General features: G+C 74.3%; 7 protein-coding genes. 4 read left to right on the forward strand and 3 right to left on the reverse strand.

Annotated elements, in window-relative coordinates; translation table 11 throughout:
- Window positions 1-11 precede the first annotated feature (11 nt).
- The gene (locus ABD324_RS01880) at window positions 12-6212 is read left to right on the forward strand and encodes an amino acid adenylation domain-containing protein (protein ID WP_344411743.1); all 6201 of its coding nucleotides are present in this window, start codon (window positions 12-14) and stop codon (window positions 6210-6212) included.
- 64 nt (window positions 6213-6276) lie between these two features.
- On the opposite strand, the gene ABD324_RS01885 is transcribed toward ABD324_RS01880, so the two are convergent.
- Both ABD324_RS01885 and ABD324_RS01890 read right to left on the reverse strand, forming a co-directional pair.
- Window positions 6277-7302 carry an ABC transporter substrate-binding protein gene (locus ABD324_RS01885; RefSeq protein ID WP_344411744.1) on the reverse strand — a complete coding sequence of 342 codons (1026 nt, stop codon included), beginning with the start codon at window positions 7300-7302 and terminating at the stop codon, window positions 6277-6279.
- Between the two features lie 36 nt (window positions 7303-7338).
- Window positions 7339-9195: an SIP domain-containing protein gene (locus ABD324_RS01890; RefSeq protein WP_344411745.1), complete on the reverse strand. Its 1857-nt coding sequence runs from the start codon at window positions 9193-9195 to the stop codon at window positions 7339-7341.
- Between the two features lie 85 nt (window positions 9196-9280).
- Here ABD324_RS01890 and ABD324_RS01895 point away from each other — a divergent pair, with 85 nt between their 5' ends.
- Window positions 9281-10801, forward strand: a complete 1521-nt coding sequence (locus tag ABD324_RS01895; RefSeq protein WP_344411746.1) for an AraC family transcriptional regulator — start codon at window positions 9281-9283, stop codon at window positions 10799-10801.
- 33 nt (window positions 10802-10834) lie between these two features.
- Here ABD324_RS01895 and ABD324_RS01900 read toward each other — a convergent pair whose 3' ends face one another.
- Entirely contained in the window at window positions 10835-11509 is a 675-nt protein-coding gene (locus ABD324_RS01900) for a formyltransferase family protein (RefSeq protein ID WP_344411747.1), read from the reverse strand.
- A gap of 32 nt (window positions 11510-11541) precedes the next feature.
- Between ABD324_RS01900 and ABD324_RS01905 the strand changes: the two genes are divergently transcribed.
- Together ABD324_RS01905 and ABD324_RS01910 are read left to right on the forward strand one after the other, a co-directional pair.
- On the forward strand, window positions 11542-12573 hold the full coding sequence (locus tag ABD324_RS01905) for a FecCD family ABC transporter permease (RefSeq protein ID WP_344411748.1): 1032 nt from the start codon (window positions 11542-11544) through the stop codon (window positions 12571-12573).
- The gene (locus ABD324_RS01910; RefSeq protein ID WP_344411749.1) at window positions 12570-13673 is read left to right on the forward strand and encodes a FecCD family ABC transporter permease; all 1104 of its coding nucleotides are present in this window, start codon (window positions 12570-12572) and stop codon (window positions 13671-13673) included. The genes ABD324_RS01905 and ABD324_RS01910 overlap by 4 nt, the downstream gene beginning before the upstream one ends.
- Window positions 13674-13694 lie beyond the last annotated feature (21 nt).

Here is a 13694-nt window from a genome sequence, read left to right on the forward strand (position 1 = left end):
CAGGAGGACCCTTGCGCTCCCCCGCACATCCCGATACCGGACCGGCCCGGACCGGGGACGGTGAAGTCGACGTCGCGGCCCTGCAGGAGCGGTGGAACGACCGCTCCGCGCCCGCGGTGTCCGAGACCGTCCCCGCGCTGTTCGCGGCCGCCGTCCGCGCCACGCCCGACGCGCCGGCCCTCGTCGACGGTGAGCGGCGGATGACCTACCGCGAGCTGGACGCGAGGGTCGAGCGCCTCGCGTGCCGGCTGCGCGCCGCCGGGCTGCCGACCGAGGGTGTCGTCGCGATCTGCATGCCCCGCTCGGCCGAGATGGTCGTCGCCGTGCTCGCGAGCATGGTGGCCGGCGGCGCGTTCGCCCCCGTGGACCCGCAGTGGCCCACGGCCCGTCGCGCGCAGGTGATCGCCGAGGCCTCGGCGCGGATCGCCCTGGTCACCGCGGGCGACGACGTTCCGGCCGGGGTGGAGCCGATCGTCGTCGACCTGGACGAGAACCTCGACAGTGCCGACGACATTCTCGCGACCGTGCCGCCGCTGCCCCCGATCACTGGCGGGCGGCTCGCGTACGTGATCTTCACCTCGGGCTCGACGGGTACGCCCAAGGGCGCCATGATTCGCCACGAGGCGATCTGCGAGCGTCTCCGGTGGCAGCGCGACCAGGTGCTCGTGTTCGGCCCCGACGACGCTTCGCTGTTCAAGGCGCCGTTGGCCTTCGACATCTCGGTCAACGAGATCCTGCTCCCGCTCGTCTCCGGCGGCCGCGTGGTGATCGCCGCTCCGGGCAGCGAGAAGGACCCGGAGCACCTGTTGCGGCTGATCGCCGCGGAGCGCGTGACATTCGTCTATCTCGTGTCGTCCATGTTGGATGTCCTGCTCGCCCTGGACGACGCCCGTCCCGCGGGCGCCGCCTCCGAGCTGACGGGTCTCCGCCACGTGTGGTGCGGCGGGGAGGTGCTGACGCCGGACCTGTTCGCCCGCTTCCGGCGGCAGCTGACCACGACGCTCTACCACGGCTACGGTCCCGCCGAGGCGACGATCGGCGTCTCCCACGTGATCTACCGCGACAGCGCGGAGCGGATCGCCACCTCCATCGGCCGTCCCAACCCGCACACCCAGCTCTATGTCCTGGACGAGGACCTGAACCCCGCCCCGGTCGGCGAGGGCGGCGAGCTGTACGCGGCCGGGTTCCTGCTGGGCCGCGGCTATATCGGACGGTCCGTACTGAGCGCCGCCGCCTTCGTCGCCAACCCCTTCGACAGCGGTACGGATCAGGCCGGCAGCCGGATGTACCGCACCGGCGACCTGGCCCGCTGGACGGCCGACGGTGTGCTGGAGTTCCTCGGCCGCGCGGACAACCAGGTGAAGATCCGCGGGCGCCGCGTCGAGCTCGAGGAGATCGAGGTTGCGATCTCGGGCCACCCGCTCGTGCGCCAGGCGGCCGTGACCCTGACGGACGCGGAGAGACTGGCCGGCTACGTCACCGGGCCCGGGATCGACATCGCCGAGCTGCGCACCTGGCTGCTCGAGCGGCTCCCCGACTACATGGTGCCGGCGACCCTGACGGTCCTGGACCGCTTCCCCGCGAACGCGAACGGCAAGATCGACCGCAAGGCCCTGCCTGCACCCGTCGATCCGGGGCCGGGGACCCGCACAGCACCCTCCACCTCGGAGGAGCGGTTGCTCTGCGAGGTCCTCGCCGAGGCTCTCGACGTCGAGGAGGTCGGCGTCGACGACGACTTCTTCGCCCTTGGCGGCGACAGCATCGTCGCGGTGACCGTGGCGCTCGCGCTGCGGGCCGAGGGACATGCGTTGCGCCCCACCGACATCATCGCCCGCCGCACCCCGAGGCTTCTGGCCGGGCTCCTCGCCGGGGAGGGCCCCGCCGTCACCGACGACGCGGACGATGACGACGACGCACCCCTGGTGGTCCTCGATGAGGCGGACGCCACCGGGATTGCCGTCGCGGTGACCGGCCTGCGCGAGCTGCTCCCCGTCACGTCGGTGCAGTCCGGCATCTACTTCCACTCCGTTGCCGCGCCGGGCGACGACCCCTACGTGGTCCAGCAGATCGTGGACCTCGAGGGCCCGCTCGACGTCGAGCGGCTGCAGCGGGCCACGGCCGCGGTCGTCACGCGGCACGGGGCGCTCGCCGCCGGCTTCCACCTCACGCGGTCCGGCCGGGTGGTGTCCGCGATCGGTGCCACCGGGGCCCCGGAGTTCCGCACCCTGCGCTCCGCCGACGGGGACGTCGCCGCCGTCATGGAGGAGGAGCGCCGGCGCGGGTTCGACCTGGCCCGGCCGCCGCTGATGCGCTACGCGCTGGTCGCTGTCGGGACCGGACGGCCAGGGACCGCAGGGCGCCACCGGCTGGTGCAGACAGTGCACCACATCGTCGCCGATGGCTGGTCGGTCGCCCTGATCTGGGACGACATCATGGCCGCCTACCGCGGCGGCGCCACGGAGACGGAGCCTGCGGAGTCGACCATCGGCACCGACCCACCGCAGCACACCGGGTTCCTGCGCTGGTGGACCCACCGCCGCGACCCGGTGCGCGAGGTGGAGGCCTGGGCCCAGCACCTGGACGGCGTCGAGGGCCCCACGCTGGTCGCCGAGCACCTGCCCCCGGTGCCGGGGTCGGTTGCCGGGTTCGGGCGGCGCCGTCGCGCGCTCGACCCCGACCGCCGGGTAGCGCTGACCGCCTACGCCCGCTCCCGGTCGGTGAGCGAGGGCGCGGTCATGACCGCCGCGTGGGGCGTGCTGCTCGGCTGCCTCACGAGCAGCACCGACGTCGTCTTCGGGTCCACCACGGCGGGCCGCGGCGAGGACGTCGACGGGATCGACCGGATCGTCGGCATGCTGCTCAACACGGTGCCCACGCGCGTGCGCTGGTCGCACGAGGACACCGTGGACGAGGTGGTGCGCCGGTTCGTCGCCGCCGAGACCGCGGTGCTCGACCACCAGCACGTGCCGCTGCTGGACGTGCACAACCGGCTCGGGATCCGAGAGCTGTTCGACACCCTGTTCTCGATCGAGAACCTGCGGCAGCCGAGCGCGGACGGCGGCGAGCTCCGCATCAGCGCCGTCGAGTACGTGCAGGCCCCGCACTACCGGCTGACCACGCTGGTCACGCTGCACGAGACCGTCTCGGTCGCCCTCACCAACGACCGTGGCGCCGTCGACGACGCCACGGCCGACTGGATCGCGGACCTCTACCTGCGCGTGGTGGAGCTGATCATCGACGGCGGGGACCGGCCGGCCGCGATCTTCACGACGCTGGGCGCTCCGGCCGAGCCGGGATCTGCCGTGGTCGAGGCGGCTCCGGTCGGCGGGGCCGCCCCGCCCGAGCTGCTCGCACCCCGCTTCGCCGCGCGGTTCGCCGCGTCCGCCGACTCCGCCGCACTCGTTCAGGGCAGGGTCCGCTGGACCTATGCCGAGCTGGGCGCGCGGGTGCACCGCTTGGCCCGCCTGCTCGTCGCGAGTGGTGTCGGGCCGGACGTCCGGGTGGCACTCGCCCTGCCGCGCTCCCCCGAGCTCGTCGTCGGGATGCTGGCGGTGGTCGCCGCGGGCGGCGTCGTGGTCCCGCTCGATCCCCGCCACCCCGCGGCCCGGCTGACGCACCACCTCACCGCCGCCGCGCCCGCCGTCGTGCTGGCCACGCGCGACAGCGCCGCCGGGCTGCGGGGCGCCGGTGTGTCACTCTCAGGCGACGTCGTCCTGGTCGACGACCCGGTGGTGGCGGAGCGGCTCGCGGCGCTCCCCTCCCTGCCCCTCACCGACGCCGACCGCCCGTCACCGCAGGGCACCCACGGCGCGTACCTGCTCTTCACCTCGGGTTCGACGGGCATTCCCAAAGGCGTGCTCGGTACGCAGGCGGCGCTGGCGAACCGGCTCGACTGGGCGGTACGGCTCTGGATCGGCGGGATCGACGGGCCGGGCGTGCACCTCGCCAAGTCCTCGATCGGCTTCGTCGACGGCACGACCGAGACCCTGGCCGCCCTGCTGGCCGGCTGCGCGCTCGTGGTGGCGGACGAGGCGGAGACCGTCGACGCCGACCTGCTGGCCGGCCTGATCTCCACCCACGGCGTCACGCAGGTGACGGGTGTGCCGACGCTGCTGCGGGCGATCGGTGAGTCCGGAGGCTCCCGCCTCGCGAGCGTCCGACGCTGGATCTCCAGCGGCGAGGCACTCACTCCCGCCGTCGTCGAACAGATCGCCGCGGTGACCCCGGGCGCGTCGGTCGTCAACTCCTACGGGTCGTCCGAGGTGGCGGGCGACGTCACCTCCACCGAGATCGAGCCGGCGGGCCCCGTCACGATCGGCGTCGCGGTGCCGGGCACCCGGACGCTGCTGCTCGACCCGTGGTTGCGGCCGGTGCCCGACGGCGTGGTGGGCGAGATCTATGTCGGCGGCGTGCAGCTCGCCCGTGGCTACCTCGACCGGCCCGGCCTGACGGCGACCCGGTTCGTGCCCGATCCCCTCGATCCGTCCGGCGGACGCATCTATCGGACCGGCGACCTCGCCCGCCGCGACGCGGACGGCCGGCTCGCCTACCTCGGGCGGCACGACTTCCAGGTGCAGGTCAACGGCGTCCGCGTCGAGCTGGAGGAGGTCGAGGCGGCGCTCGCCGCGGTGCCCGGCGTGCGGGAGGCGGCTGCGGCGGTGCACGAGTCGGGCCGCGCGACCCGGCTCGTCGGGTACGTGACAGCGGTCGACGGGCACAGGCTGGACGAGGTGGCGGTGCGCGACGCGGTCGCCGCGACCCTGCCGATGTACGTCACGCCCCTGGTGGTGGTGCTCGACGCGCTGCCGCTGACCCCGACGGGCAAGGTGGACCGGGCGGCACTCCCGGCACCGGATCCCACGCGGTCGCCGCCGGCGCGGGAGCCCGCGACGGACGCCGAGCGGGCCCTGGTCGCGGCTGTGGCAGAGGTCCTGGGTCTCCCGACCGTGGGGGTCGACGACGACTTCTTCGCCCTCGGCGGGGACAGCATCTCCGCGATGGCCCTGGCCCGGCTCGCCCTCGGGCACGGCCTGGAGCTCGGTGTGCGGGACGTGTTCGCCCATCGCACGGCGGCCCGGCTCGCCGCGGTGCAGGAACCCGCCGCGCCGGAGGAGCCGGCAGAGGCGGTGGAGCCGGTCGCGATCGCGCCCACCGTCGCCCAGCACCGGCTGCGGCTGTCCGGCCTGTCCCTCGCCGAGTTCGTCCACACGGAGGTCGTGGCCCTGCCCGGTCCGGTCGACGCCGCGGCTCTGCGCGGCGCCGTCGGCGCGGTGCTGCGCGACGTCGACGCCCTCCGGCAGCGGGTCACCGCACGCCACAAGCTGTTGTGGACCACGGAGATCGTCCCGTACTCCGAGGAGCTCGCCGACGGGTGCGCGTCGGTGCTCGACGGAGCGGCGGACGCGATCCGCGCCGACCTGGTCGCCCGCGTCGACATCACCGCAGGGCGCACCGTGCACGCGGCGGTCGCGAGGTCCTCGGCGGGGCCGGAGGCGCGGGGGGCGGGCACGGAGCTCGTCGTCGCCGTCCACGGCCTCGCCGCCGACCGCACGACCGTGCACGAGCTGACCACCCGGATCGCCGCCGAGCTCGGCGGATCCGAGGTGCCCGAGCCGGCGCCCGCCGGGTCGGTGGCCGCCGCGGCCACCGCCCTCACCGAGCGCGTCGTGGCACTGGAGGCCGATCCCGCGGTGGCCGGCTGGATCGGGGAGCTGCAGGCGCTCCCCGCCCCGGGAGACCCGGCCCCTCGGGTCCGGTTCGTGTCCCGCACCGTGCCGGGCCCGAGCGACCCGACCGCCGTGCAGGCCGCGTTCGGCGCGGCGGTGGCCGCGTGGTCGGACGTCCCGCGCACGATCGACATGGAGTGGGACCTGCGCTCCCACCTGCCGGCCGGGGCGCAGGGCGCGCTCACGGGCGTCTGGCCCGTCCGCGCGGGGGCGGAGCAGGTGCCGGCCTACGCCCCGTGGCAGGACCTGCTCCGCCACCAGGGCAAGACCTCGCGCGCCCGCCTGCGCAAGGCGCCCGCGCCCGGGGTGCTGGTGACCCGGTCGTTCGGGCCGCAGGCCGATCCCGCCCACGCCGAGGGCTTCGAACCCCTCTACGAGGTCGTCGCCCGCTACGCGCTCACCCCGGACGGCGTCGCCCTGCAGGTCCTCGGCCCGGACACCGCGGACGCGCTCCTCGACGCCTGGGCCACCCGGCTCGGCCGCTGAACACCGAACGGGCCCGGTCGTCCGATGTGGACGACCGGGCCCGTTCCGGTGCGGGTGAGGAGACCTACTTGGCCTTCTCCAGGGTGGGGAGGATCCCGGCCAGCCACCACTCCTCGCTCGCGGCGCTGCCGCCGTTGACGGCGCCCCACTGCGTGCTGTCGAGGTAGATCAGCGCGTTGTTCTGCGCGGCGGGCAGTGCCTTCACCCGGGGGTCGGCCTGCAGCTTCGCCTTGAACGCGCCCGTGGGGTCACGGTGCTCGGTGGCGACGATCACGACGTCGGCGGTGAGCTTGTCCGCGTTCTCCAGCGTGTATTTCGGCGCGTTCGCGGCCTCCGCACCGGAGGTCGGCTGACCCGGGCCGGGCTTGAGGCCCAGCGCCACCAGCGGGGCGGCGGCGTACTCGGTCAGCCAGAGCTGGTCGCCCTCGCCGAGGGCGGCGATGAAGAACGACTTGCCCTTCAGCGCGGGCAGCTTCGCGGCCGCCGCGGCGAAGGTCGAGTTGTACTGGGTCTGCGTCTTCGCGACGATCGACGTGTCGTGACGGGTCAGCTTGGCCAGCGAGGTCAGGTCGTCCTGCCAGCTGGTGTTGGTGCCCTTCGCGGTGCCGACGTACGTCGGCGCGATCTTCGAGAGCTGCGCGTAGGTCGGCTCGTCCGTCTGCCAGATCGTCGTCAGGATCAGGTCCGGCTTCAGCGCGGCGATGGCCTCGGGCGCGGGCAGGTAGTCCGCCGTGAACAGCTTCGGGTCGGGATCGGTCGTGTAGGTGCCCTTCATCCAGGGGTAGTACTCGGGCACCTCCGCCGCCGTGGTCAGGTAGTCCGCCCACGCGACCGGCTTCTCGCCGAGGAGGTTCAGCAGCTCGACGTGGCGCCCCGCGAGGGCCACGATCCGCTCCGGCTTCTTCGGCACCGTGATGTCGCCGTACGCGGTGGTGAGCGTGACGGGGGCGTCGGCGGCCGCGGACGGCGCCGCCGGCTGTGCCGTCGACGGGGCCTGCGAGCCGCTCGCGCAGCCGGTCAGCGCGAGTGCGGCCCCGAGCAGGCCTGCGACCAGCGAGGTGACTCGCCGCCGCGTCGTGTGCTGTCTCATGTGTCCTTTTTCCGTTTCTCCATCGGGGGGAGGTCTCTAGGTGGTGACGAGCTCGCGGATGACGGTGCCCCAGCCGACCGTCCGCCGGCCGGCCTCGCGCAGCCCCGCCAGGGCGACGACCGCGCCCAGCTCGGCTTCGGTGCGCAGGCCGGTGCCGTCCCGGGTCAGGGCGAGCAGGTCCTCCTCGCCGTCGTGCTCGTCGGCGTGGTCGGGGTCGAACAGGTCCTCGATCAGCAGGACCCGGCCGCCCGCGGGCAGGTTCGCGGCCGCGGAGCGCAGCACGGCGGCCGCCGCCTCGTCCCCGAGCGCGCCCAGGGCGAAGACGAGGAGCACGGTGGCGGCGTCGGGGGCGGGATCGACCCCGGCCTCCGTGACGACCGTGATGCGGGCCCGCTGCCCCGCGTCGGGCACGGAGGTGGGCAGGTCGCGGCGCAGCCAGTCGGCCTGCGCCGGCGGCGCGCTGATCGTGACGCGGATGCCGGGGTGCCGGGCGGTGATCTCGCGCGCCTCCACCCCGGCGCCGTCGGAGCGCAGGACGAGGTGATCGACGCCGTCGAACACGCCGGAGTCCGCCAGCGGCGCACCGAGGTACGCCGCGCCCGCCGCGATGCTGTCGAGGAGCTGGTCGGAGAAGCTCTGCTCCGCGCGCAGCTGCGCGAAGGTGCTCCCGGTGACCGACGCGTAGGAGGCCTTCCCGGTACGGACGGATTCCGCGAGGCCGAAGATGCCCTGCGCCTGCCGGCCGAGCGCGCTCGCCGGGTCGAGGAGGTCGGCCCAGTAGTCGTCGGCGAGGAAGTCCCCCACCTCGGTCAGTGTGTAGCGGGCCGCCCCGGCCTCGGTCCCGGTCGTCTCGGCGAGAATGCCGATCGTGTGCAGGTAGCGCAGCAGCTTACCCAGCGCCCGCTCGTCGCTGCCCGTCCGCGCGGCGAGCTCCGCCCCGCTCGCGGCGCCGGCGGCGAGCAGGTCGCCGAGCCCCAGCCCTGCCGCGACCCGGATCGCGAGCGCCGGCACGAGATCGGCGAGCTCGTGGAACTTCTCGTACGCGTCGGTGTTGCGCTCGGGGTCCGGGGTGGCCGCGTCGTCGGCGAGCACCACGACATCGGTGTGCTTCCAGTACCCGGTGAAGTCGATGTCCTTGCGAGGCATCGTGCGGTCCTCGACGAGGTGGCGGCGCAGCTCGCGGACCACCCCCCGCTCGCCGGCGATCCACGCGAACGGCGTGCCCTGCCACCACGGCGCCTTGCGGACCGCGTCGAGCAGCAGGTCCCCCTCACCGCGCACGAGCCAGGTGACCTCGACCCCCGGCAGCTCCCGCAGGCGCTGGACGTGGCCGCGCTCGGCGACCTCGACGAACACCTGCGCACGGGCGTCCTCGGGTAGCTCCTCGAGCAGCCGGCCGATGGCGGGCAGGGCGGTGTCGTCTCCTGCGACCAGCAGCCAGTCCGACGGCGGCACGGGGCCTGCGGACGACTGCGGGCCGAAGAAGTGGAGACGGTCGCCGGCTCGGGCGCGCTGAGCCCACGTCGTCGCGACCCCGATCCCGTGGGTCACGAAGTCGACGTCGAGCTCCCCGGTGCCGGGGTCGAAGCGGCGCACGGTGTAGGCGCGGTAGAGCGGGCGGTCGTCCTTCGCCCAGTCCAGCCGCCCCCGGCCCTGGGTGGGCAGCACCGGGACGGGCTGCCCGGGGTGGGCGAAGACGAGGCGGATGTCGTCGTCGAAGCCGCCGCTCACGAAGGCGGGCTGCGCCAGGCCGTTGTCGGAGGTGAACGCCTCCAGCTGCGCACCGGTGAACGTCACCCGCCGCATGCCGGGGGTGACGTCCTCGATCCGGGCCACCTCGACCCGGCGGAGGGTGACTGGGTGCACGACAAGGGCGCGCGACGTCGGAGACACCGATTGATATTAGGCAAGGGTGCCCTCATAATGGGTGCGAAAACGGTCATATCGTTGTCATCCGACCAACAGGAGCGTCCCCGGCGTGCTGAGCGCGGCCCCCCCGCCGATCCCCGCCTGCCGCAAGATCGCGCGCTGGGACGCCCACGCGCGGGAGCACCTGCTGATGTGGGTGCACACCGGCAGGGCCCATGTCCGTCTCGGCAGCGGGGAGCTCCAGCGCGTCGACGAGGGCACGGGCATCTGGCTGCCTCCCGGTGCCGACCACGAGATGTGGACCGAGGCGGGCTCGGTCGCCCTCCCCCTGTCGGTGCCGGCCGTCACGGTGCCGGGGGCACCCGACCGGGTCGTCCGGTTCGCGGTGGACGATCGCTGGCGGGACTGGCTCGTCGCGCGGTACGCGCAGCGGATGCAGGACCAGCCGGGAGGGCCGGCGTCGGACCTGCTCGCCGTCCTCACCGCGGCGGGCCCGGAGCTGCCACGAAGCAGTCCGGGCGGCCCGGGGGCGGGCGTCGACGATCCGCCCGTCGCACCGCGGAGCGACGCGGCGGCCGCCGTGGCCCGCGCGCTGCGCCGACGGCCGTCATTGGACCTCACGCTCGAGGAGTGGGCCGCCGCGACGGCATGTAGTGCGAGCACTCTGCACCGCCAGTTCCAGCAGGACACGGGGCTGCCGTTCGCGCGGTGGCGGGCACGGTGGCGCCTCGCCGCGGCGCGGGATCACCTCACCTCGGGAGGGTCGGTCGCGGACGCCGCCACCCTCGCCGGTTTCACCAGCAGGCAGAGCTTCGCCAGGGCGTTCCGGGAGCACTACGGCGACGCGCCGCGCAGCTACGCGATGCGGCACCGCACCGATGCCCCGGCGATGTCCGCACGGACGGGAGCGCCGGACGTCCCCCCGAGCGGCCCCGCCGTGCGGGTGCGAGGGATCGCCGCCCGGAACGAGCTCATCTGGATCTACCGGGGCGAGGGCAGCTCCCACGTCGGGGGCAGGAAGGTCGCGACCCGGCGCGGCGACGCGCTGTGGCTCCCGGCCGGGATGGCGTACGAGAACGTGCTGCCCGCAGGCGCCGTCGCGGTGTCGCTCGGCGAGGTGTGCGGGGACTGCGTGCAGGTCCCGGGGCCGCTGCGGGCACGCTTCCCCCCGAGCTGGGACGCGTACCTCCTGCACTGTTCCGTCAGCGGGAACACCCTCCTGCACCCCGACGGGTATCACGTCCGCCACGTCGTCGGTCTTTTCGACGCCCAACTCGCCGTCGAGCGCTCCCGCGCGGTGCCGCTGCCGGCGGACGGGCGCGCGCGTGCGGCGGCCGAGGGCTACCTCCGCCGGATCGGGGCCCGGACCGACGATGGGGCATACGACGGGGTCCCGCCGGGAGTGCACGCCGCGTTCCGGCGCGAAACGGGCCTGACGTTCGCCGGCTGGCGCCACGCCACCCGAATGCGGGTGGCCCGCGACCTGCTGGTCGCGGGCACGCGGCCCGGCGCGGTCGCGGGCCAGGTCGGCTACGGCAACGCCGCGAACTTCAGCCGCGCCTTCGCCCGCTTCCACGGCATGACTCCGGGCGAGTGGCAGGCGCGTGAGCTCGAGCCCTCCGCCGGCTAGGTCGGCGCCGAAGCCCCGTTCGGCGAGCCGCTCTCAGCGCGCGGCCGCGAACAGCGTCGCGTACTCCGGGTAGAATCCTTCCAGCACACCGAGATCCGTCGCCCGCGCGAACGCGGGATGGTCGCGGTGCTCCGCAAGGCCGGACAGGCGCTTCATCCCGAAGTACTCCCCCGGACCGTCCGGTGTGGACGCGATGGGCGGGGCCGCTCGACCGAGATCGGCGAGGTTGTCCACGAAGATCTCGTGACAGGACTTCGTGACCTGCAGCAGCAGCTCCTCGAGGGTCACCGCCGCCGGCAACGGGAACGTCCGCCGGTCGACGACGGCGCCCGTGTCGATCCCGGCGTCAACCCGGTGCAGCGTGACACCGAACTCTGGCTCGGCCCGCAGGATCGCGAACACCGCCGCCGCCACCGGGAGCCCGCGGTAGCCGGGCAGCGGCCCGCCGTGGATGTTCACGATGGTCAGCCCGAGATCCAGCACCGGCGCGCGGAACAGGAACGGGTTGCCCGTCGAGCAGACCAGGCGATCGGTGCAGGCCTGGTCGAGGAACCTCGCCAGCTCGTTCACGTCGTCGGTCTCCCGGCGCTCGAGCGAGCGCGCCCGCGCGGGCACCGTCTCGCCCCTGGGATGCACGACCGCGTCGACCGTCCGACCCTCCGCCACCGCGTACGCGGCCGCACGCCAGACCAGGGCTCCCGATCCCACGATGATCACAAGGGTAAGCTACCCTAACTCCGGTGAAGATCGCCGTGGCCCGTGACACGGCGGCCCCGTTGACTCGGCGGCGGGTAGTCGGCCTGCTGGCCGCCCTCGCCCTGCTCGCCGCCCTCGTGCTGGCCAGCATCGCGGTCGGGTCCCGGGCCGTCCCCCTGCCCGCCGTCGTCGACGCCCTGCTGCACGACACCGGCGAGGGCGACTCCTACGTCGTCTGGAGCCTGCGCGTGCCCCGCACCGCGGTCCTGCTCGCCGTCGGGATCGCCCTCGGCGTCGCCGGCATGCTCATCCAGGCGCTGACCCGCAACCCGCTCGCCGACCCGGGGATCCTGGGGGTGAACGCGGGCGCGTCCCTCTTCGTTGCGCTCGGGATCGCGGTATTCGGGCTGTCGTCGCCCGGTCAGTACGTGTGGTTCTCGTTCGCCGGAGCGCTGCTCGTCACCGTCGTCGTCTACGTCATCGGCTCGGCGGGCCGCGGCAGCATCGACCCGATCCAGCTGACGCTGGCCGGCGTCACGCTCGGCGCGATCCTCTACGCCGTCGTCAGCGCGATGACGCTGCTGGACCCGCGCACCTTCGAGCAGATGCGGAACTGGAGCGCGGGCAGCGTCGTCGGGCGCGGTTGGGAGGTGCTCCTGCCCGTGCTGCCGTTCCTCGCCGCGGGCGTGCTCCTCGCGGTGGCCGTGGCCGGGCCGCTGAACGCGATCGCGCTCGGTGACGACCTCGCGAAGTCCCTAGGCGCGAGCATCGGCCGCACGCGCATCATCGTCGTCGCCGCCGTTACGCTGCTCGCAGGCGGCGCCACCGCGGTCGCCGGGCCGATCGGGTTCGTCGGCCTCATGGTGCCGCACGTCGCCCGCTGGATCGTCGGCCCCGACCAGCGCTGGATCCTCGGCGCCACCCTGCTCCTCGCCCCCTCCCTGCTGCTGGCCGCCGACGTCGTCGGCCGCACCGTGATCCGACCCGGAGAGCTGCCCGTGGGCATCGTCATGGCGTTCGTCGGCGCGCCGATCCTGATCGTCCTCGTGCGCCGCCGGAAGGCGGCCGGGCTGTGACCCCGGGACCCACCACGGTGGAGCCGAGCGCCGAAGGGTCGGCCACGGCGGACCCGACCGCGGTGGAGTTCGGCCACCGCACGTGGGTCGTGCGCCGGGGCCGCCTCGCACTGCGCTGGCAGGCCCGCACCGTGCTCGTCTGCACGCTCCTCGCCGTGCTGACGCTCGTCGCCACCACGGCGGCGCTCGCGCTGGGCGACTACCCGCTGACGCTCCCCGAGGTGTGGGCAGCACTCACCGGCGACCCCGGGGCCGGGTTCTCGAGCACCGTCGTGCTCGAGTGGCGGTTGCCCCGGGCCGTTGCGGCCGCGCTGTTCGGCGCGGGCCTCGGTGCCGCCGGCGCGGTGTTCCAGTCGCTGACCCGCAACTCGCTCGCCTCCCCCGACATCATCGGCATCTCGGCGGGCTCGTACACGGGCGCGCTGATCGTGATCGTCCTGGTCCAGGGCACGTACCTGCAGCTGACCGCGGGTGCGCTCGTCGGCGGCGCCGCCACCGCGGCGGTCATCTACCTGCTCGCCTGGCGGGGCGGCGTGCAGGGGTTCCGGCTGATCATCGTCGGCATCGCGGTGTCGGCGATGCTGACCTCGTTCAACACCTGGCTCATGCTCACCGCCAAGCTCGAGGTGGCCCTCGCCGCCTCGGCATGGGGAGCGGGCACCCTCGGCCGCATCGGCCTGCAGGAGATGCTCGTCGGGGGCGGCGCGGTCCTGGTGCTGCTGGTCGTGCTCGCGGCGTTCGGGCAGCCGATGCGGCAGCTCGAGCTCGGCGACGACGCCGCTCACGCCACCGGGACCCGGGCGGAACCGGTGCGGCTCGCAGTCATCGCGATCGCGGTGGCCCTCACGGCGGTGGTCTCGTCGGCGGCCGGGCCGATCGCGTTCATCGCCCTGGCCGCCCCACAGATCGCCCGCCGCCTGTGCCGCACCCCCGGCATCTCCGTCGTGCCGGCCGCGCTCACCGGGGCGGTGCTGCTGGCGGGTGCCGAGCTCGCCGCCCTGCACCTACTCCCGGTCGCGCTGCCGGTCGGGGTCGTGACCGTGGTCCTGGGAGGCGGCTACCTCCTGTGGCTGATCGTGCACGAGGTGCGGCGCCGGTGACCCGGCGCCGCACCCCCGTCG

This window comes from Pseudonocardia ailaonensis (assembly GCF_039531635.1).
Lineage (GTDB): Bacteria > Actinomycetota > Actinomycetes > Mycobacteriales > Pseudonocardiaceae > Pseudonocardia > Pseudonocardia ailaonensis.

Coding starts and splice junctions, on each gene's coding strand:
- ABD324_RS01885 (WP_344411744.1), bottom strand. CDS start 7,302: ATGAGACAGCACACGACGCGGCGGCGAGTCACCTCGCTGGTCGCAGGC.